This is a genomic window from Protofrankia symbiont of Coriaria ruscifolia (assembly GCF_900634745.1).
In the GTDB taxonomy this organism is placed as follows: domain Bacteria; phylum Actinomycetota; class Actinomycetes; order Frankiales; family Frankiaceae; genus Protofrankia; species Protofrankia californiensis.
In genome coordinates, this window is sequence record NZ_CAAAFR010000080.1 from 1 (window position 1) to 21273 (window position 21273).

General features: G+C 66.5%; 17 protein-coding genes. 14 read left to right on the plus strand and 3 right to left on the minus strand.

The annotated features are described in order from the left end of the window. Window positions 1–577: 577 nt before the first annotated feature. Window positions 578–799 carry a CopG family transcriptional regulator gene (locus tag CV1CTNOD_RS11085; RefSeq protein WP_131786031.1) on the plus strand — a complete coding sequence of 74 codons (222 nt, stop codon included), beginning with the start codon at window positions 578–580 and terminating at the stop codon, window positions 797–799. A gap of 38 nt (window positions 800–837) precedes the next feature. On the opposite strand, the gene CV1CTNOD_RS11090 is transcribed toward CV1CTNOD_RS11085, so the two are convergent. Further along, window positions 838–1665, minus strand: a complete 828-nt coding sequence (locus CV1CTNOD_RS11090; RefSeq protein WP_131786032.1) for a hypothetical protein — start codon at window positions 1663–1665, stop codon at window positions 838–840. A gap of 37 nt (window positions 1666–1702) precedes the next feature. After that, the gene (locus tag CV1CTNOD_RS11095; RefSeq protein ID WP_131786033.1) at window positions 1703–2497 is read right to left on the minus strand and encodes a hypothetical protein; all 795 of its coding nucleotides are present in this window, start codon (window positions 2495–2497) and stop codon (window positions 1703–1705) included. Window positions 2498–4134: 1637 nt separating this feature from the next. Between CV1CTNOD_RS11095 and CV1CTNOD_RS11100 the strand changes: the two genes are divergently transcribed. From CV1CTNOD_RS11100 to CV1CTNOD_RS11155, 12 genes are all read left to right on the plus strand, one after another. Next, window positions 4135–4926 carry an MlaE family ABC transporter permease gene (locus CV1CTNOD_RS11100; protein WP_242606590.1) on the plus strand — a complete coding sequence of 264 codons (792 nt, stop codon included), beginning with the start codon at window positions 4135–4137 and terminating at the stop codon, window positions 4924–4926. 14 nt (window positions 4927–4940) lie between these two features. Further along, entirely contained in the window at window positions 4941–5798 is an 858-nt protein-coding gene (locus CV1CTNOD_RS11105) for an ABC transporter permease (protein ID WP_131786035.1), read from the plus strand. A 164-nt stretch (window positions 5799–5962) separates the two neighbouring features. Next, the gene (locus CV1CTNOD_RS11110; RefSeq protein ID WP_207386351.1) at window positions 5963–6733 is read left to right on the plus strand and encodes an ABC transporter ATP-binding protein; all 771 of its coding nucleotides are present in this window, start codon (window positions 5963–5965) and stop codon (window positions 6731–6733) included. A gap of 65 nt (window positions 6734–6798) precedes the next feature. Then, a complete protein-coding gene (locus CV1CTNOD_RS11115; protein ID WP_347402921.1) occupies window positions 6799–7956 on the plus strand; it encodes an MlaD family protein in 1158 nt (385 codons plus the stop codon). Continuing rightward, window positions 7953–9362, plus strand: coding sequence for an MlaD family protein (locus tag CV1CTNOD_RS11120; protein WP_207386352.1), 1410 nt, complete (start codon window positions 7953–7955; stop codon window positions 9360–9362). Before CV1CTNOD_RS11115 ends, CV1CTNOD_RS11120 begins: the two co-directional genes overlap by 4 nt. A gap of 2 nt (window positions 9363–9364) precedes the next feature. Next, window positions 9365–10654 carry an MlaD family protein gene (locus CV1CTNOD_RS11125; protein ID WP_131786038.1) on the plus strand — a complete coding sequence of 430 codons (1290 nt, stop codon included), beginning with the start codon at window positions 9365–9367 and terminating at the stop codon, window positions 10652–10654. Continuing rightward, on the plus strand, window positions 10651–12117 hold the full coding sequence (locus CV1CTNOD_RS11130) for an MlaD family protein (protein WP_131786039.1): 1467 nt from the start codon (window positions 10651–10653) through the stop codon (window positions 12115–12117). Before CV1CTNOD_RS11125 ends, CV1CTNOD_RS11130 begins: the two co-directional genes overlap by 4 nt. Next, window positions 12114–13400 carry an MlaD family protein gene (locus CV1CTNOD_RS11135; RefSeq protein ID WP_131786040.1) on the plus strand — a complete coding sequence of 429 codons (1287 nt, stop codon included), beginning with the start codon at window positions 12114–12116 and terminating at the stop codon, window positions 13398–13400. The genes CV1CTNOD_RS11130 and CV1CTNOD_RS11135 overlap by 4 nt, the downstream gene beginning before the upstream one ends. Beyond that, window positions 13400–14689, plus strand: a complete 1290-nt coding sequence (locus CV1CTNOD_RS11140; protein ID WP_131786041.1) for an MlaD family protein — start codon at window positions 13400–13402, stop codon at window positions 14687–14689. The genes CV1CTNOD_RS11135 and CV1CTNOD_RS11140 overlap by 1 nt, the downstream gene beginning before the upstream one ends. Window positions 14690–14790: 101 nt before the next feature. Then, window positions 14791–17091, plus strand: a complete 2301-nt coding sequence (locus tag CV1CTNOD_RS11145) for an RND transporter (RefSeq protein ID WP_131786042.1) — start codon at window positions 14791–14793, stop codon at window positions 17089–17091. Continuing rightward, window positions 17088–18221: a peptidylprolyl isomerase gene (locus tag CV1CTNOD_RS11150; protein WP_131786043.1), complete on the plus strand. Its 1134-nt coding sequence runs from the start codon at window positions 17088–17090 to the stop codon at window positions 18219–18221. The genes CV1CTNOD_RS11145 and CV1CTNOD_RS11150 overlap by 4 nt, the downstream gene beginning before the upstream one ends. Continuing rightward, entirely contained in the window at window positions 18218–18433 is a 216-nt protein-coding gene (locus CV1CTNOD_RS11155) for a hypothetical protein (protein ID WP_131786044.1), read from the plus strand. The genes CV1CTNOD_RS11150 and CV1CTNOD_RS11155 overlap by 4 nt, the downstream gene beginning before the upstream one ends. Window positions 18434–18489: 56 nt before the next feature. Here the strand turns inward: CV1CTNOD_RS11155 and CV1CTNOD_RS11160 are convergent, their stop codons facing one another. Further along, window positions 18490–19524 (minus strand): TIGR03617 family F420-dependent LLM class oxidoreductase, encoded by a 1035-nt coding sequence (locus tag CV1CTNOD_RS11160; RefSeq protein ID WP_131786045.1) that lies wholly within the window; start codon window positions 19522–19524, stop codon window positions 18490–18492. 464 nt (window positions 19525–19988) lie between these two features. Here CV1CTNOD_RS11160 and CV1CTNOD_RS11165 point away from each other — a divergent pair, with 464 nt between their 5' ends. Beyond that, the gene (locus CV1CTNOD_RS11165; RefSeq protein WP_131786046.1) at window positions 19989–21182 is read left to right on the plus strand and encodes a TetR/AcrR family transcriptional regulator; all 1194 of its coding nucleotides are present in this window, start codon (window positions 19989–19991) and stop codon (window positions 21180–21182) included. Window positions 21183–21273: the final 91 nt, after the last annotated feature.

Consider the following 21273-nt stretch of genomic DNA (forward strand, 5'->3'; position numbering starts at 1 on the left):
CCTGACCGTATTTCAAACGATCTTCGGTACCTGACCAGTTACTCGCGACATACCTTCCGGGAGTCGTCGCACAGCGAGGAAAATGGTCCGTAATAAAGACGGAGCGACGGTGAAAGCCGCTCGACGCGATCCACGGCACGACTTCACGCATGACCTGGGCACTGTTGTCCGTGGATGTCTGGTCACGGTGGAGGATGACGGTGGCGTCGAGGATTTCACCAGCGCCTGACCAGGCGTCAACCCGGACTGAAGATCTAAAACAGGCTCTAGAGCACGCCGTCCGCCAGGCCGGCCGTCAACGACAGCGGCTTGTCCAGGCCCGTGCGAAGTCAATCCAACGACGTCGCGTCAGATTCCTGCCTGCCAGCACATGCGGATTATTGGTTGGCCCCAGTAGAAGTGTCAAGAAATTGTCTCTCCGTGACGGTCCTGACACAACCATCCGCCGGATCGGTCATAATACCGTGAGGATGTCGCCGACGATGCGGGACTGCGCGGAGGCAGTCGCTTTTCTCCCGGAGAACCGGTCCGCCAACGGCGTGAATCTCAGGATCGACGGTGGTGAGCCGTTCGCCTGTTGGTCAGCTCGTGGACCAGCCGATCGCTCCGCTCGAGCTCGCTCAGCAGCCGCCACCGCAGCCGATGTCCCACCAGCCGCAGGACGCTCTCCGCATACGTCGCCCACCGGATCGGATGCGACAGCCTCAACGAACTCATCGCGGTCGCCGAAGCCGAACACGGACCGATCACCGACGAGGAGATCCAGGCCAGGCGGGACGCCCTGCTGCAGGCCCGGTAGCAGCAGGGTCCCTCCGAGATCGCGCGCTCTTCGGCTAACTAGAATATCTCGATACTGGAGATCTTCCATGGGCCGTTCTGGCGTTCCAGGATCAGCCCGATGTGCGCGGCGCCGACGTCGGACTGCCCCGTCGACGAGTTTTTTGCGGCCTGGTCAGCCAGTACCAGTACTTCGGCGCGGTCGCCGTTGAGCGCTGTCACACCAACCGAGCGGACAGTCGTGGTGACGGTGACGCTCTGCGCCGGAGCCTGCTGCTGCAGCAGCGGTCGATAGAGGCGTTCGTACTGGTCGGTCGCTCGTCCCGTCAGGGAATCCTTAGCGGCCTGCTCGGTGGCGGCAATGTTGCTCGGGTTGACTGTGAAGACCGTCTCCACAACCTTGCCGATATTCTCGATCATGGTTGTCGTGGCGGTGGAATCGACGAAGGCGTCGTTGGTCGACAAGGCATGATGGCCGGCCCTGTCCGCATGGATACTCAAAGCGATGGCTGCTGTGACCACGACCGCCAGGACGATCGTGAGTGCCACGAGAACCTGGAGACGGGCGAGAGTGGGAACAGCGGGCACGGCGGATTGCGCAGTCTCGTCGTCATCGGGAGATTCCGGCTCCTCGAGCGGGTCGCCGGTGGCGACCGCGGTGTCGTCGTCCGCCGTCGGTTTTCCGGTCGGCGGATCCACGGCGAGTAGATCGGAGCCCTCGCCGTCAGCGGACGCGTCGGGTGTGGCCGAGGTGTCCTTGGTCCCGTCGGCGATATCGGGGTCAGTGACATCGGGGTCGCTGCCGCGTCGTCGGTGAGAAGACCGCCGTTCCGGTGCGAGCGGACGTGTCGCGGTCTTGCCGGTCTTGGAACGGTGAACGGATGTCACAACAGCGTCCTCATGATCATAAATCGGCTCGGCGGTGTCATCTCCCTACCGGGACCGTCTGTATTGAGCTGAGCTTCCAACCCGAGGCCGTCCGTGTCACGTCGCCTGTGAGACGGGTGCGTTCGGTTGTCGCTGGTTGTCCGTCGGGAACCGAGCGGATCTCGATGACCACGATCACCTTGGCCGTGCCGGCGGAGTGATCGAACGTGTTGAGGCCGGACTGGATGAGTCGAGCGGTGTTGACGGTCTTGGCATCGGTGATCGTTTTGGTGATCTGTGCGCGCTCCTGCTGGACCTTGCCCTGGAGCGGGCTCGTCGAGGCGCTGGCCCAACCGTCCAGGTTCTCCTCTGCTCGTCGGTAGTCCACGGTGTTGAACGTGATCATGCCGTCCTGCCCGGCGGTCATCGCGGCATCGCGGTCGGCTGTGAACGCGGCGTTCGCGGCGGCGTCGGATCTCGTCGCGTCCCACCAACGCCAGCCCTGCCAGACGCATATGGCCAGACCGATGACGAGCAGGCCCGCGAGGAGTCGGCCCGCGACCAGGCGTACACGGGGATGACGTAACGGCCCGTCCGCACGGGAGGCGCGACGGGCGCGGCGTTGGCGGTGGGCGCGGTGGGTGCGGCCGGAAACCTGTGCCGGGTTCGCGCCGGTCTCAGGGAGGTCACTGGCTTGGTCCCACTGTTGGTCCCGCTCCTGCTGGACGGCGTTCTCGTCTCCAGCGTCCTGATCGTGACTTCCAGCGTCCTGATCGTGACCTCCAGCATCCTGGCCGTGGCCCTCAGTGTTCTCGTTGCCGGCAGCCTTCCGCGCAGTCAGTCGAAGCGCCATGACCGATGAAACCTCCTCCTTGGCCGGCGATCGTGCTCCCGATCGCATCGACCTGTTCAGCCGGCGTCATTTCGACGTCGCATCTTCGCATGCCGGAGTCACTGTCCGTCCAGGGACGGCGGATCCTGAAAGTAGCCGGTCCGCACGTTCACGGAATCTCCCTTGTGGAGAAGTTCTGCCCTTCGAAGGGGTGACTGCCGACGATGCGCGAGGAGCCGGAGGGCGGAGTCCACTTCGGGCTTGGACACCGGTGGGTGTCGAAGGGCCTTCGTGTGATCGAAAGCCTGGCTGCCTGTCCGGAATACCCCCGTCGGGTAGCCGTTTTCCTCCCGGGGGATGAGGATGGACATGTGTTCTCGCTCTATCGTCGAATATCACGATCTCCAGGGGCGGCATGACCTGACTCCCACCTCGTCATCGCTGTCATTCCACTACTGGCAGCGATGATCAGAGTTTCGGGTCACGATCGGCGCCGCCGCCGGTTCCGTTCTTCCGATCGAGGGATTCCAAAGAGTACTCGGTGTATCTGTGGGCCTTCATCGCGGTGGAACGGAAGGGACGGGGAGCATGCCCACAGCTCCGATAAGCCATCCCCTCAACGCGATGACGCAGACCATTCTCACGATCCCCTGGCATGCGGGCCGCCGTCACCTCCTTCGACATCCCCCAGCCGGTCTGGGTGTACAGCGGCTATGTGACCCGCTACGGTGCCGTCGCGGTATCCGTCGTCCGGCAGATCAACCGCGGGATGTCACGGAGGGCTCTCTACGCGTGGACGGGCAGTGGAGTTCCTGGCCTCGTGCGCCTTCGAAATGATCGACAGCAACGGGGCGCGTACGAACACCGGGGACCATATGTGCTTCGCATCTTCGAGTACCCCCTCATCATCGGGGTTCTCGAGGCTGCGCAGGTGATCTGCTTCAGCGTGGCAGCAGCTCACCTGCGTCGGCGTGCGGTGGGTGCCGCGCCGTTTCTCGGCTTGTGCATCGTGTTTCCGTTTACCGGCCTGATTGCTTTTGGCTCCGTAGTGATCATTGTGTTTGTATTGGCTCTTGTTTGGTGTGCGGTGCGACTTCTCCCAGTGGCGCCACCCGTCTCGGCTGGCGTGAGTCACTCCGACGGGCAGGTGGACCGGTCGTTCGTGCACGCGGAAGCGTGGTGTCGTCCGGTAGAGCCGCCAGCCGTGACAACCTTACGAGTTTACGAGAGCCGTCTTTACGAAAGTCGTCGCCTGCCTCGACGCTGTTCACCTGGTACTTCGGGAAGGCGTGCCGTCGGGACAGCCGTCGGCGCGACGCGTCCGGGCCGCAGGGCCGAGCTTGCCTGCCCGGCAAGGTGGGTCACCACAGTCCCACCCCAACGGGTAGGTCATTTCCTCCCGGGGGATGTCGCGGCTGTGGTCGCCACTGGAATAGGTTCATGGCCCAATAAAGATCCAATCCATGTGGTGAATCTGACATGGTAAGGTTCCTCACTCCTGCGGGTGCTGAAAGCGATGGGAACCCCTTCGACGACGGCGCGGCGGGTCTGCGGACGTGGTATACCGCCAAGCTGATGCAGGGAGACAGATGACGCACCAGGTTGTGACCAGGCCCAGCCGCCACCGTCCACGTTCTCGTCCCACTGTCTCGAGTATTATGATCAAGCTCCCGCCGCTTTTTCAGCGGGTGGTCGTCGACGTCGGCCAGAGCGGGCAACTGCTCGTGCAGCTGGTGTCCACGGCGGTACGGCAACCGCGCGGGTACTGGGGAGAGACCCGCGACGAGATGTATGCGATGTTGCGCTTCTGTTGGTTATCCTGCACGCTCGCCGTCGGTGGATTCTGTTTTCTGATCGGCAACTACGCTTACAACATCCTCACGCTGCTCGGTGCGCAGAACCGTCTGGGGACCTTCTTCGTCTTCGCCAGCGCTCGCGAGATCTCCCCGTTCTGCACGGGTATGGCTGTGGCCGGGGTAATGGGCACCGCCATGACTGCCGACCTGGGGGCGCGGCGTATCCGTGAGGAACTCGACGCGCTGAAGGTCCTCGGTATCGATTCCATGCGTGTTCTGGTGCTTCCGCGGGTCATCGCTATCACCGTGATGACCGCCGCTTTCAATATTGTGGGTGTCGCTGTCGGCGTGGTCATGGCGATGATCTCCGCAACCGTGATCGGCGAGACCTCCGCGGGCTCCTTCTTCTCGGTCTTCCTGTCGAACGTGACGGTGCCTGAACTGATCGGCACGGTCGTAAAAACTATCCTGATCGGATTTTTCATCGGTATTGTGTGCGCGCAGAAGGGTCTCAACGTCCGAGGCGGCCCGGAAGGTGTCGGTCGCGCCGTCAACGAGGCTGTCGTGCTCTGCTTCGCGGCTGTGTGGGTCATCAACTTCGTGGCCAACGCAGTGATGCTCGGTCTCAATCCTGAGATGTTGGTCAACCGGTGAAGGAAGGTCCGGCTGTGACGGTGACCTCAGACAAGACGTCCGCGTCGGCGACGAAAACCGTGTCCGTCGGCGGTGGAGGTTCAGCCACGGACGCGTATGGCGGCGGTCAGTCGCTCCTTCCGGACCTCGGCGAGGCCGTCGTCTTCGCGGTTCGCGCGTTCCGTTATATCCCGAATGCTCGTCGTTACACGTCGGAGGTTTTCCGGCAAACCGGGATCATCATCCTGTCCAGCTCGGGGATCATCTGGTTCATGATGGCGATGCTTGCCGCGGAGATCTCGTTGGAGGGGCACTATCTGCTGCGCCAGCTCGGCGCGGGCGGATACACGGCCGTGTTCACCGCGGTATCGGACTACACCGTGGCGCCGGAAATGTGGGGCTGGATTCTGGCGGCCAAGGTCGGTTGTGGCCTGGTCGCCGAACTCGGCTCGATGCGGATCAGCGAGGAGATCGACGCGCTGGAAGTGATGGGCCTCGACTCGATGGCCTACCTGGTCAGCGCACGCCTGATCGCCGTCCTCATCGTCACCCCTTTCATGTTCATCGCCGGTACCGGAATCATGTACGTCGTCAACTACGTGCTCAATGTTCATGTGTTCCACAGCGTGACCCAGGGTGCCTATCTGTCCGTTTTCTGGACGTTCCTCACCCAGACGGACGTGCTGTTCTCACTCGTTGCCGGCGGCATCATGGGAACGATGATCGTACTGATCGGCTGCTATTACGGATACACGGCGAGCGGCGGCCCGGTCGGGGTGGGCAAGAACACGGCGAAGTCGATGGTGATCAATTTGATCATCGTTAGTGTCGTGGGCGCGATCTTTCAGCAATTGTTCTTCGGCGGCTTCACCCGTGCCCCCATCGGGAACTAGGCGTTCACCATGCAGAGGATGCCCCATACCCGCCCATCGTGGTCTCCCTTACGCACTCCCGGAAAGGAAGCCTCATGGCAGCAAGTAACGAGCTCGTAGACGACGCCGCAGAGAGCCGGTCGTCGACCGTCGGAGGCGCAGCGACCGCCGGCGGGCAGTACGCGGTGGCTGCGCCGGAACCGCGGCAGACCGTGCAGATCCGCGATGTCCACAAGTCGTTTGGCTCGTTCGACGTGCTGACCGGGCTCACACTGAACTTCGTTGACGACGCGATCACTACCGTTCTCGGGCCGTCGGGTACCGGCAAGAGCGTTCTCCTGAAGCATATCGTGGGCCTGCTCGAACCTGATCAGGGTGAGATCATTGTGTTCGGACAGAACATCTGGAATATCACCGAACGTGAACGACAGGAGATCCGCAAGAGATTCGGTGTACTATTCCAGGACGGCGCGCTGTTCGGATCGATGAACATTTTCGACAACGTCGCCTTTCCGCTCCGCAAGCATACGGACAAGCGTGAGTCGGAAATTCGCGAAATCGTGATGTCGAGGCTCGATGAGGTTGGTCTCACGCGGGCTGTCAGCAAGACTCCGGGCGAGGTTTCCGGTGGTATGAAGAAGCGTGCGGGTTTCGCCAGGGCGCTGGTCCTGAATCCCAGTGTGGTGATGTTCGACGAGCCGGACTCCGGGCTGGACCCGGTACGAACCAGTCTGCTCAACGACCTGATCCTCAAGGTGCACGCCGAGCATGGTGGCACCTACGTTCTGGTCACACACGACATCCGCACCGCGCGTAAGGTGAGCGACTACGTCGGAGTGCTCTGGAAGGGCAAGCTGATCCACTACGGCGAGACCGAGGAAGCATTCAACTCCGACATGCCGTTCGTGCGCCAGTTTCTGTCGGGTTCATCCGCGGGACCGCTGGGGATGGACTGATCATGCTTCGACGGAGATTATTAATCGTGGCCCTGGTGGTCGCTGCGCTCGGGGCTTACGTGCTGATGGATTCAGACAGCTACGAGGTCAAGTTAGTGATGCCCTCGGCGGCCCAGCTCGCCGACGGATCGCCGGTCTGGGTCAACGGCGCCAAGGCGGGTTCGGTGCAGTCCCTGGAGGTCAAGGACGGCAAGGCCCTCGTCACCGTCTCCCTCACCGGTGACTACGCGCCTCTGCACGACGGCACGACCTCACGGGTCGAGTGGAACTCCGCGCTCGGCGAACGCATGTTGACGCTGTATCCGGGACCGGGGGAGAACGCGACGATCCCCAAGAACGGCCTCGTCAAGGGCCAGTCCCTCCAGATCGAGGTCGATCAGGTGCTCGCCGCGCTCGACCAGCCGACCCGCGACAAGCTCACCTCGCTCCTGAAGGAACTGAACCAGACGGTGGATGGTCGGGAACCGGATCTCGCCGCGACGCTCAAGAGCGCTGGATCGAGCGTGCAGGCGCTGGGTGAGGTCCTGCAGGCGGTCGGACGCGACGGTCCGGCGATCCGTTCGCTGGTCACCCAGCTCCAGCAGATGGTCTCGGTGGGCGCTGATCATCGCCGGGACATTGCCGCGGTGGTCGGTGACCTGACCAGTCTCACCGGCGCGGTCGCCGGCCAGCAGCAGCAGCTTTCCGACAGCCTCCAGGAACTGCCGTCGACGTTGCAGACCGCGAAGGGCACCCTGGACCGGGTTCCCGCGGCGGGGGAGCCGATCATCGCCTTGCTGCAGGATCTCAAGCCCGCCACCGGCAGGTTGCCGTCGATTGCCAGGAATCTCAGTCCGGTGCTGACGGAGCTGCGTCCCGCTGTCGCCGACCTGCGTCCGACGCTGGGGTCGGCCCAGGCGCTGCTGCGGGAGACGCCCGGGTTGATCGACGTTGCCCACGGCGTCGTCCCGCCCGCTACGCAGTTCGTGCGCAGCATCCAGCCTGCCGTCTCCTTTCTCCGCCCCTACACGCCCGAAGGAATTGGGATGTTGCATAACTGGGGGCAGGCCTTCGCGCCCTACGACGGGGAGGGACACGTCTGGGCGGGCCTGCTCGCGCCGGGTACCAACATGATCGACGAGAGTCTCGTGCAGCCACCCGGGTCGCGGCGTGATCCCGAGCCGTACCCTGGCCAGCCGGTCGGACAGCCGTGGGTTGATGCGACCGGAAGCGGGATGCGATGAGCACCAGTCGTTTTGGCCGTAAGCGGATTCTCGTCATCGCAGCGGTGCTCGTCGTCGCCGCGACGGCAGGCGGTGTCGCGATGGCCTCGGACAACGACGACGTCGTCGTGACCGCGGTGTTCGCCGACGCCAGTCCCCTCGTCGCAGGCAACGTGGTCAAGTCGGCGGGTGTGGAGGTCGGCACGGTCAAGTCCATCGCGCTGGAAGGCGGCCGCGCCAAGGTGCGGATGGCCTTGGACCGCAGCGTGCTGCCCCTGCACAACGACGTCCGCGCGACCATCACCACCCAGGACCTGCTCGGCGAGCGGTTCATCCGGCTGGAACGCGGGTCGCCGTCGGCGCCGGTGCTGCCCGAGCCCGCGGTCATCGCGCAGACCCAGACCAACCGTGTCGTGGACCTGCAGGACGTGCTCAACGCCGTGGACACGCCGACCGCGACAGCCCTCGGCGCGCTGCTGACCACGGGTGGTGAGGGCCTGAAGGGGCAAGGGAAGCAGGCCGCCGGCGCGATCGCCGCGCTGGAACCCGCGATGACGCAGGCCCGCGACCTCGCCGCGATCCTCGACGAGCAGAACGCGTTGCTGACCAAGCTGGTGGACAACGCCCAGCCGGTGGCGAGCGCGCTCGCCACCGACGACGGCCGCAGCCTGGATCGGCTGGTCGGTTCGGCCACCGACACCCTCGCCACCGTGGCGGCCAGCCGCAAGGCCCTGCAGGACTCCCTGGTGCGTCTGCCCGGGACCATGGCCAGCGCCCGCGCCACCCTCGCGGAGCTGTCCGGCGTCGCCGATCCGGCGACCCGTACCCTGGCGTCGTTGCGTCCGGTCACCGACGACCTGACCGACATCACCGGTGAACTGCACCGTTTTGCCGACGCGGCTGATCCTGCTCTGGCGTCTTTGCCGCCGGTCCTCGACCGCGCCAACACGCTGCTGGACGAGGCCGCACCGTTGGTGAAGGCGCTGCGCCCGGCCACCCCGGACCTGGAAGGGGTGTCGGTCGCGGCCCGGACCCTGTCGGAGCAGGCGTTGAGCCTGCGGCTGACCGACCTCATGGAGTTCGTCAAGGGGTGGTCCATGGCCACCAGCGACTACGACGCCATCAGCCACTACTTCAAGGCCATGGTGCCGCTGTCGCCGAAACCACTGGGGCAGGCCGTCGGCGGGATCGTTCCCGGGCTGCCCGACGTACCGATCCCCAGCCTGCCGCTGCCCGCGCCGCCGGAGCTTCCGCTTCCCGGCAAGACGGCCGCGTCGACAACGCCCGCTGGAAGCGGGCAGACCAACGCGTCGCCTTCCACCCGAGGCGGCGCCTCCTCAGCTCCGGCACCCGGCGGCAGCGCTACCGGGCTGACCGAGCGACAGGAGAACTCCATGCTCGAGCAACTGCTTGGGGGGTTGCTGTAGCCATGACAACGCCGGAGATCCGCGCGAGGTCGCGTTCCTTCCGCGCAGGCGTCATCGTGTTCGCCATCCTGGCGGTGGTCCTGTACCTGACGTTCAAGGCGCAGACCGGACTGCCGTTCGCGCCGACGACGGCGGTGCGTGCGTCGATCGGCGACGTCCACTCGCTGCGCGTCAACGACGACGTCCGCCAGATGAGCAAGCGCGTCGGTCGGGTCAGCAATATCGAGTACGCCAACGGCACCGCGCTCGTGACCATGGAGCTCGACGGCAACGTCGACATGTACCGGGACGCGCATGCCGAAATCTGGGACGTGTCGGCGTTGGCCACCAAGTTCGTCGAGCTGGATCCGGGCAGCAGGGGATCGGGCAAACTCGGCGACCGACCCATCGAAGCAACCCGCAACGTGAACTCGGCGGACCTGTACCAGCTGCTCGACGTCCTGGACCAGCCGACCCGGGACGCGGCTACCAGGACGATCCGTGAGCTCGGCGGGGGGACAGCGGGCCACAGCAACGATCTCCAGGACCTGCTCAGGACCGCGCCCGATCTCCTCGACGACATCGGCACCGTGTCGCAGGCGCTCGCGTCCGACCAGACAGATCTGCCCACTCTGCTCCAGGACGTCGACCGGCTGGCGGGCAGGCTCCACGGTAGGCAGCAGGAGATCGCCTCGCTTGTCGGTCAGTCCGACGAGACGTTGCGGGCGGTGTCGGTGGACGCGGGCAAGCCGCTCGCCGGCACCCTCGACCGGCTGCCAGCCACACTGGACACGGCCAAGCACGCGCTGGACTCGCTGAACGGACCGCTGGCCGACACCGCGTCGGCCATGGAGTCACTGGAGCCCGGAGCAACCGCGCTCGCCCAGTCCGAATCCGACGTCCGCGGCCTCCTTGTGGATGGTGTCCCGGTCGCGGGGAAGGTGCCGGGCGTGGCCGAACAGGCCATCCCCGCGGTCGAGGACCTCACCCACACGGTCGCGGACGCCAGGCCGCTGGCGCCGCCGCTGCGACAGGCGATCGGTGACCTCCTCACCCCGTTGCGGATCCTGGCACCGTATGCGCCCGAGATCGGACAGTTCTTTGTCCGCGGCCACAGCTTCGTGTCCGAGGGGCCTGTTCCGGGCGTTCGCTACGCCCGGCTCAGTGTCAACCCCGGCTTGACCACCGTCACCAACGGCCTGCTGCCCTCCGGGAACTATTACCAGAACCAGTATCCCCGGCCCGGTGAGGCGTCGAAGGATCGCGCGCAGGGACTGCCGCCAGGCATCCCACTGGTAGGGGGCACCCGATGACCGTTCTGCGACACCGGCGGCTGGCAGGCATTGCCCGCCGTGGAAAGCTGACATCGAGCAGGACTCTCGGTGTGTTGGTGCTGCTCACGCTGATCCTGGTCGGCGTCGCGGCGTTCAACCGTAACCGCATCACGGTCACGCTCAGCTCCGGCGATACGATCAAGGCTGAGTTCGCGAGGGCTTACAAGCTTGAGCCCTACAGGAGCGTTGTCAAAGTCGCCGGCGTGAAGGTCGGTGAGGTCACCGGTGTGGACATCACCGAGCGCCACACCTCCGTCGTGTCGATGAAGGTAGACGACGGGATCCTGGGGAAGCTCGGGGAGCAGCCTTCGGCAGCCGTGCGGCCGACATTGCTGGTTGGCGGTTTGTACTACGTCGAACTCTCACACGGTGGTGCGGGTAGCGCTTTCGACGCCGACCACCCGATTCCGCTCGAACGTACGACCACCCCGGTCGAACTCGACCACGTCCTCACGGCCTTGACCCCCGACGCGCAGAAGGCGATGCAGAACACCGTCGGGCAACTGGACGCCACACTGCAGCACGGTGGGCGGCAGGAACTTCGGGAACTCCTGAACGACGCGCCGGGGAGCCTGGGTCCCGCCGGTGTGGTGTTGGACGCCGCACGCGGCACCCGACCCGAGACCGACCTGACCGGGCTTGTGACCGGCCTCCAGCAGACGGCGTCGGCACTCACCAGTAAGGAGGGCCAACTGGCGTCGATCATCGACTCGCTGACCACGACCTCGGCGGCGCTTGCCGACGAGCGTCGTCCGCTCGCCCAGGCGGTGGCGACCGGACCGGAGACGCTGCGCACCACCAGGGCGGGCCTTGCCGACCTTGACGGCACCCTGCAGCGACTCACCACCACCGCCCAGGCGTTCCGGCCGGCGGCGCGTCAGCTCGATCCGTTGCTGGCCCAGCTCGACCCGGTGCTGGAGCGCACGCTGCCGGTGGTGAGCGATCTACGGATCCTCCTGCAGGACGCCCGTCCGCTGGTGGACCGGCTCATGCCCACCGCGCAGAACGCCACCGGAGTACTGACCGACGTGCGCGGCCCCGTGCTTGACCGGCTCAACGGCCCGATCAAGGACATGGTGCTGTCGCCGTGGCACGGCACCGGCATGTACCAGGGCGGCGGCAACGACCACCTGTTCTACCAGGAGACCGGCTACCTGCTCTCCCACTTCGACGAGGTCTGGAAGTTCCACGACAGCAACGGCGCGGCGGGGCGGCTCATGGCCGGTGTCGGGATGAACATCCCCGGCGGGTCCGCGACGCTGATGCCGTTGGAGGAGTACCTGGAATCCCTCGGTCTGCAACAGCCCGTAGGTCCGCAGGAGGGAACCCGCCAGGGCGCTCCCGGTCTGATCCCGCCGCCCGCGGCGGGAACCAAGGCAGGCGGGCTCGGCCCGCTGCTGCCTGCGCTGAACCTTCCGCTGGTGTCGGGGAGTTCTCGATGAGCATGTCACTGAGCCGTCGTTGGGAGCGAGTCCGGACGGTACCGGGCCTCGGCCGTGACGTCATTGCGCTGACCGTGCTCGTCGTGTTGGGCATCGTGGCGGCTGTCGTCATCCAGTCCAACCTCACGCCGACGCCCCCGTGGGCCAAAAAGTCGATCGTGAAAGCCGAGTTCGCATCGGTGCCCGGGGTGAACCCGGAGAGTTCGAACCTGGTCACGATCGCGGGCGTGCGGGTCGGGAAGATCGAAGGCTGGGAGGTGACCAAGCGCGGGACGGCCGTTCTCACCATGCAGGTCGAGCCTGATCACACCGTCTACGACAACGCCCGCGCGGTGCTGCGCCCGAAGAACGCGCTCAACGAGATGTCGGTGGAGATCAACCCCGGTGGGCCGCCGGGCAACCCGTTGCCGGCGAAAGGCATCATCCCGCTGAGCCAGACCACCCGGCCGCTCCAGGCCGACGAGGTGCTCAACCATCTCGACGAACGCGCGCAGCTGGCCCTGACCGACATGCTCGTCGAGTCCGACATCGCGTTGGCACGCTCCTCCGAGCAGCTGCCCGGCGGGCTGGCGGCGACGGACGGCACCCTGACCCAGCTGCAGCCGGTGGTCGAGGCGCTGCAGACACGCCGGGAGAAGATCAGCCAGCTCGTCACCGCGCTGTCGCAGATCTCCACGGCGGTCGGCGGAAACGATGAGCGGGTCGCCCAGCTCGCGACGGCGACCCAGCAGACGCTCAGCACGCTGGCGAGCAACGACGGCGCGCTGCGGGACAGTCTCGCGCAGCTTCCCGGGCTGACCGACCAGCTCCGGGACACGCTGACCAGCACCCAGGAGCTGACCAAGCAGCTCAACCCGACGCTGGACAACCTCGACCGCGCCTCCGGCGACCTGCCGCAGACGCTGGAACGGCTGGAAAGCACCGTCAGCAAGCTCGGCGCGACGGTCGACGCGGCGAAGCCTGTGATCAGCAAAGCCCGGCCGGTGGTCGCCGACCTGCGCCCGATGGTGAACGACATCGACGACTCCCTGGTGAACCTCAGGCCGGTCACCCGTAACCTCGACCGCGACACGCAGACGGTGATGTCTTACCTCACCGACATCAAGGCGTTCGTGTACAACACCTCGTCGGTGTTCGGCGCGGGCGACGCGCAGGGCGGCATCATCCGCGGGCACTTGATCGTGCCTCTCCCCGGTGCCGGAGTGTTGCCGAAGCAGCCACCGAACGGCTATTTCCCGGGAGCGGAGAACGGTCTGCCCCCCGCGTCCCAGAGAGGCAACTGATGAGACGCATGCTGACCGGGTCACTGGGCCGGCTGGTGACCGTCCTGGTGTTCCTCGGCGGGAGCTTCGCGATCGTGCTCTACCTGTCCACCGGTGCCGGTGTGCGGATACCGGTGATCAACAGTGGCGAGTACACCGCCGTCGCTGTGCTGGAGGATGTCGACAACCTGGTGACGGCGAGCCGTGTCCAGATCGCGGGCGTGCATGTCGGCCAGGTGCGCACGGTCACCCGGCAGGCCGACGGGATGCGGGTCGAGTTCGCGTTGAACGAGAAGGTTGCCCCGCTCCACCAAGGGGTGACCGTGCGGCTGGGAGAGCGTTCCCTCGTCGGGGAGAGCTACCTGGACATCACCGACGGCCACGGTAACGAGCTGTCCTCCGGCGCCACCATCCCCGGTGACGGGGTGAAACCGAGCGTGCAGTTGCGCGACGTGCTGGCCAGCCTGGACACGGACACCCGCGAGGAACTGGGCAGCCTGCTCCGGTCGTTGGGAGAGGGGACCGAAGGTACCCAGCAGGACGTGTCCGCGGCCCTGGCCGGGTTGGGAAACCTCGGCCGGGAGGGGCACACCGCCCTGGACGCCATCGCGGCCCAGTCCGACGATCTCAAGGCGTTGGCACAGCAGACGTCCACGGTGCTGCAGGCCCTCGACACCGGCCAGGGGCAGATCGCCGCCCTGGTGGGGAACGCGAACCGGCTGACCGAGGCGACCGCAGGCCAGCGGAAGGCGATCGAGGACGTGCTGCGCCAGGCGCCCGGCGTGCTCGACAGCGCCAAGACAGCCTCGGGCACCCTGACGAAGCTCGCCGGGGCGTTGGCTCCGGTCGCCTCCGATCTGAAGGCCGCGTCGCCGTTGCTCACCTCGGCGTTGCAGGAGCTGCCCGCAACATCGGCTGATCTGCGCGGGCTGCTCGCCCCGCTGTCAGGAACGCTCGATCTGGCACCCGACACACTCACCCGCGTGCCCACGCTGGGTGGTGACGTACGCGGCGCCATTCCTCCGGTGCAGACGATGCTCCGGGATGTCAACCCGATGCTGTCCTACATCAAACCCTACGGGCCCGAACTGGCGGCCTTCTTCGCCAACTTCAACGCGATTCTCCAGTACACCGATGAATCCGGAGCCCATTTCGTCAGACTGGCGCCCCTGGTCAACGAAAAATCCGTGCAGACACCCGTGCCGTTTGATGTGCTGACCTACACCAACCCGTATCCGGCACCCGGCACGGGCGCGAAACCCGGACCTTTCACTGGGCCGTACCCGCGGGTGGAGCAAGACCGCGGATGAGGTTTCGCAGACCTGCCTTCCGGCGTCCGGCGTCGCGGTGGATCCGTTCACTGCGGCTGCCGGGCGCTCGGTGGCGCCCGTCCGCGGGGTGGCGCACAGCCGTGCGGTGGCGCCCGTCCGCGCGGCAGTGCGCCGGGTTCGCCGTCCTGGTGGTTGTGGCGCTAGCGGCGGGCATGGGGCTCACCCGGGTCCGCTCGGACACCACGACGACATCCTTCCTGCCCGCCGGGGATCCGGCGCAGCGCGCGTTGCAGGAGTCCGCGCGTTCCTTCGGCGGTGACCCGATCGTCATCCTCGCGGAGTCGGCCAACGCCCGTGAGCTGCTCGGCACCGACGAGATCCCCAAGCTGCTGGGGTTGGAGGGGAATCTCGCGCAGCTGCCCGACGTGGCCGTGGTCTACGGCCCGGGGACCGTGCTGAACCAGATCGCGGGTTCGGCGCAGAACCTGCTCGCGACCGTGTCCGGCAAGCGTGACGCCCTGCGGGCCACGGCCGAAGAGCAGGCGCGTGCCGACGGTCGTTCCGACGCCCAGGTCACCGAAGCGGGCGATGCGGCGGTCGCGGAGTTCGACCTGCGGTACGGCAGCCTGCTCGTGCGTGGTCTGCCCGCCGGTCTGCCCACGATGCGCAATCCGGCTTTCGTCAACGCGGTGGTGTTCGAGCAGGGGGGCGCTCCCCGGCAGCAGTGGCGGTTCGTCGTGCCGGCACCGAACGCCGTCGCCATCCTCGTCCGTCCCCGGGAAGGCCTGGACCAGGCGGGAACCGAGCGGTTGGTCGCCGCCGCGCGCAGGATCGCGGAAACCGCCGGGCTGCGGACGACACGGCTGACCGTCACCGGCATGCCCGCGGTCGCCGCCGATCTCGGTGGGCAGGTACGGCGCGAGATCCCCCTGCTCGGCGCGCTGGCCCTCGGGTTGATCGCCGCGTGCTACGTGCTGCTGCCCTGGGTGCGGCGCAGACGCCACCGGCTGCTGCCCCTGGTCGCGACACTCGGCGCGACAGTGCTCACGCTCGCGGCCCTCGGGTGGCTGGGGCGTCCGCTCTCGCTCGGGGTCGTCGCGTTCCTTCCCATCCTCGTCGGGATCGGCAGCGACTTTCCCGCCTACCTGATCCGGGGAGCCGAACCGCGGCGCGTGCTCGTGGCGGCACTGGCCAGCGCCGCGGGTTTTGCCTCCCTGGGGCTGTCGCCGGTGCCGTTCGTCCGAGACCTCGGATTCGCGCTTGCGGCCGGTGTCCTGGTGGCCGTCGGGCTGGCGGTCCTGTTCCGGTACCGGGTCGTGACCACCGAGGTCGAGCAACCACCGGCGGACGACGAGCCGGTGCCGACGATGTCGAGAGCACGCCGGATCGGCGTGCTGATCGTGCTTGTCGCTGTCGCGGGACTGGGCTGGTCGGCGCTTGCGTCTCTCGATGTCGAAGCCCGGCCGGACCGGCTCGCCCAGGGCGTGCCCGCGCTGGCTGACGCGCAGCACGCCGAGGACGTGCTCGGATCGGCAGGTGAAGTCCAGATCCTGGTCAGCGGGGTGAACGTGGTGACGCCGGAGGCGTTGGCCTGGATGCGACAGGCCGAGGACGCCACCATCCGGCGTTTCGGCGGCGACCTGCATCCCATCGTGAGCCTTCCCGACCTGTTGGCCTTCCTGGGATCCTCGCCGACACCCGACCAGATCACGGCCGGGCTCGAGCAGCTCCCGCACTACCTCGGCGCCGCCGTCGTGCGCGACGACGCCCGGCAGGCGGTGATCAGTTTCGGTGTCGAGCTCCAGGACGTCGCGGAGCAGAAGATCCTGCTGGACGATGTGCGTGCCTCGTTGCCCCCGCCGCCGGCGGGGCTGCGTGCCGACCTGGTGGGGCTGCCGGTGGTGGCCGCCCGCGGATACGAGCTGGTGTCCGGGGACCGGTACCCGGCGAGTCTGATCGGGATCGCGGCGGCGGGGCTGGTGCTCCTGGTGGGCTTGCCGCGCCGTTCCGACGCCGTGCGCGCCGTGCTGGCCGCGGTGCTGGCCACCGGGTGGGGACTGGCCGGGGCGTGGGTGTGCGGCGTCGCACTCACCCCGCTGACCGTCACACTGGGTTCGCTGGCCACCGCCACCGCCTGCGAGTTCAGCGTGCTGCTCGGTCAGGGGTACACACGTCGGTCGCCGCGGCTGCGCCGGTCGGTGGGTGTGGCGGCGGCGGCCGCGTCCACCGGCTATCTGGCGTTGGCGGCGTCGAGTCTGTCGCTCATCCGGCAGTTCGGTATCTTTCTGGCGGCCACGGTCGGCCTGTCGCTGCTGGCGGCGTTTGTCGTCGTCCGGTTGTTCCCTACCCGCCCGGTGCGTGCGCCGCGGGCCGACGGTGCGCTCAGCGTGACGAGGCCGGGTGGCGCGCTGAGCGCAGCGAGGACGGAGGCGAAGGTGTGAAGGTCACGTTACCGGGCCTACCGGGCCTGCCGGGCCGGTTATGGGCCCGCATCGTCCTGGCGGTGCTGATACCGCTGGTCATCGCCGGGCTCGCGTTCCTCATCGTGCCGTTGGTGGTCGGGCTGCCCGGCGACGCCGCTTTCCGCGTCGACGGCACCGTGGTGACCAAGGACCAGCTGCACAACCGGGTCAAGGTCCTCGGTGCTCTCTACGGGATTCGTGAGCCCGTCGGAGGCACGGAACTGGAGCAGTTCCGCCGTGACGTCGCCAAGGCCGTCGCGGTCGGGATGATATTGGACAACGCCGCCGCCGACCATCAGATCGTGATCGCGGACAAGTCGGCCCGCGACACCCTCAACAAGATGATCGACGAGCAGATGGGGTCGGACGGGCAGCGTGCCTTCACCGACCTGCTGGGCAAGCTGGGCGTGTCCGAGAACGACGTCCTCGACGAGATCAAGCGTCAGCAGCGCACGGCACGGCTCTTCCAGGACGTGACCGGCCCGACGGCCGGGACCGTCGCTGACGACCAGCTGCCCGCGTACTACGACAGTCACAAAGCGGACTTCCTGGTTCCCGAGCAGCGACACCTGCGCAACACCGTGGTCGCCACCAAGGAGCAGGCGGACCAGGTGGTGCAGCGTGCCAGCTCCGGGACGGACTTCGCCGCCCTCGTGAACGAGACGTCGCTGGACGAGGCGACCCGGAGCAAACAGGGCGATCTGGGGCTTGTTGCCGCCCCGCAGCTGGAGTCCGAGTACGCCAAGGCCGCGTTCGCGGCTGCTGTGGGCTCGGTGTTCGGTCCGGTGCAGACCCGCTTCGGGTGGAACGTCGGCCAGGTCGTCGAGAGCAAACCAGCTGTCCAGCCGCCCTACGAGCAGGTCAAGGATCAGGTACGTGACGCGCTTCGCTCCGAGCGCGCGCTCGCGGTATGGCGGAAGTGGCTCGCCGAACGGATCAAAGCGGCGGACGTGGAGTACGCCGACGACTACCGGCCCGCGGATCCCGACGCGCCGCCACCCGACGATTCCGCGGCGGTTCCGCAGCCGGGCGCGAACGGCGTGCAACCACCGTCATTGTCCATTTCACCGTCGTCCATTTCACCGTCGTCCGTTCCGCCGTCACGATGACCGCCGCGATACTGCAGTTGGTGTTCGCTGCCGCGTTTTTCGGAATCGGCCGGTGGGGACGTCGACATGCCGCTGAACTCGTGCCGACATCCCTGTCAGCGGAGGGGCAGGCGAAAAAGGAGCGGTCATTGCGTCGGGGCGCGTGGTCCTGTCAGATCATCGCGGTGTTCTTCGTCCTGCTCGGCGTGGTCGGGCCGATCCTTTCCATCTGACCAGGGGGCAAAGGCGGCGTGATCATTTTTTATGTTTTCGCGCCGCCGGCAGCCGGTCAGTTCTCCTGCAGCCCCGCCACAATGGTCCGCCGGGCCTCGTCGGCCATTGTGTAGGGCACATACAGAGTGAAACGGTCGATCAGGCCGTCGAAACGGCGCCGGATATCCTTCGCGACCGCAGCCGGTTCGCCGACCACCGCGAACGTGTGCAGCACGGTGTCGTCCACGAGCTCGGTCATGACGTCCCAGTCGTTCTGCTTGGACAGCCGGTGGAGCTCTGTGTGCAGGTCACCCCAGCCGTGCAGCTCCAGGACGCCGCGGTAGGCCGGCGTGGCCCCGTAGAAGGCGATGCGATTACGTACCGTCCGCACTGCTTCGTCGTAGCTTTTCTCGTCGAGCCCGGTGGCCACCAGTCCCGTGTAGGACAGCGTGAACTGCTCCCGCTTCTTTCCGTTTTCATGGAGGACCGACTCCACGTTGGGGAGCGTGACCTCCTGCAGGTAGCGTTCCGTGGTGAACGCATGCACCAGCATTCCGTCGGCGACTTCCGCGGCAACCGAGGTCATCTTCGCTCCGACCGCGGCGATCAGAACCGGCGGCGGGCCGTAGGGGTTGGGGCCGGGATTGAACGTCGGCGTCATCAACGTGTGCTGGTATATGTCACCGCGGAAGTCAAGAGGTTCCCCGTGGTGCCAGTTACGCCATATTGCCCGCATGGCCAGGACGAACTCCCGCATCCGGTCGGCCGGTGCGGACCACGGCATGCTGAAACGGCGCTGAATATGTGGTTTGATCTGAGAGCCCAGACCTAGTACGAACCGGCCGGAACTGAATGCTTGAAGATCGTTCGCTGTTGACGCCATGGTCATCGGGTTACGGGCGAACGCCACGGCTATGGCCGTCCCGACCTGTAGCCGCGGCGAGCGGTCCGCAGCCAGGAGCAGTGGCAGAAACGGGTCGCGGCCGATCTCGGTCGTCCATACCCCGTCGTAGCCGATCTGCTCAGCCTCCGTGATCTGAGCCGAGATGCCAGCGATGTCCGCACCGCTGGTCCCGTCTATAGATCCACCGATGTGTCCGTCAACCAGCACTGCCAGCTCCTTCTGATCGTCACGGTGGCGGTTCGTGTCTGCTACCGGGGTCGACTCGCCCCGCGCAGGTCGGATGCCGTGCCTTGACGACCCGGTGGCGCATGGGTGGGCCCGCCGGTCGCGAACGCCGGTGAGGATCATCGTTTCTCCTGGCCGGCCGCCCGATACGGGAAGCCGACCAGCGCTGTACCAAGCAGAAGAGCGATGCCGGGATCAAGGCGCGATCGACGTACGACCGATCGTGGAGAATTGACTCCGACGGCGAGAAGTAAATCAGGAGTAACTTAATGGGTCAACAACTCCCATCCCTTCAGCGGCCTGCGACGGTGCCGGTCCACGGGCTCGGACTCCGGCTGAGGACTCCGGTTGAGGGCGTTGCCGTCGGATCGTGCTTTGTCCGCCGGCCTCGGCAGGGGAGCTTGGGTGAGATCCGCATCCGAACGGGACGGCAGGGGGAGCAGACGGTGAGTGAGCGTGGTGGCAGAGGAACGATCACGAGGACTCCGCGCCCACGCGACCGCAGAGCTCAGATCATCACTGCGGCCAGTGACCTGTTCTATCGATTCGGTTATCACAACGTGGGTACCGAGGACATCGCCAGCGCGGTCGGGATCACCGCCGGCGCGCTCTATCGACATTTCCGCAGCAAGGAAGAGCTGCTGGCGTGCACGCTGACCGACAGTTTCGAGCTGGCGGCGGCCGTCGTCGATCGGCATCGCTGCGGTCAGCTCACGGCCATGGTGCAGGACCTGGCTGAAACCGCGGGCAGGCGGCGTGATCTCGGAGTGTTGTGGAGTCGGGAGACCCGCCATCTCAGCGACGAGCAGCGGCAGCGAATGCGGGAGAGGTTCTTCGCCTTCCTGTCGGGCTTTGTCACCGCCATGAACGACACGCGCGACGAGCTGAGCCGAGATGACGCCGAGCTGCTGGCATGGTGTGCACTCGCCGTGCTCACCAGCCCTTCCTACCACCGGGTCTCGGCCCCGCCGGAGGCGATGGTCGCGCTGCTTCGCAGGATGGCCCTGTCGGTGTGTACCGCCGACATCGCCGGCGCCGCGTCCGAGGTCCCGGGTACGGATCCCGGCGCTGCTGAGACGGGCCTGTCACCCCGGGTGCGTCGTGAGGCGCTGCTGGTGGCCGCGGCCCGGTTGTTCAGCAGCCGTGGCTATCAGACGGTGACCATGGAGGAGGTCGGCGCCGAGGTCGGGGTGACCAGCACCGGCGTCTACCGGCATTTCGCCACAAAGGCCGACCTGCTGACGGCGATCGTCGCGCGCGCGGCCGAGCCCCTGCAGCTGGGAATGTCCCGAGCGCTGTCGACTGCCACGACCGCCTTGGACGGACTGGAGAACGCGGTGGTGGCTTACATCGACTTCGCGATGGCACATACTGATCTCGTCAACGTGCTGGTCGCCGAGGTTATGAACCTACCGTATCCGAATCGTCACAGAATTCGTAAGACGCAGCACGATTACGTCGCGGAATGGGTGTCCCTGATGGAGGTCACGCACCCGGAGCTGGACCGGTCCGCGGCGCTTTTTCGTATCCACGCCGTGCTGATGGTGGTCAACGACGTGGCACGCACGGCCCATCTGCGAAAACAGCCAGGGGTAACGGATAAGTTGCAGCTGGTTGCCGCTCGCATCCTGCACGGCTGATATCCGGCCGGCGACATCTGCCGGCCTGCCTACGCCGGCTGGAAGCCCTGACGACGGGAGCCTCGACGAAAGGGCCTTGTCAAAGGACCTT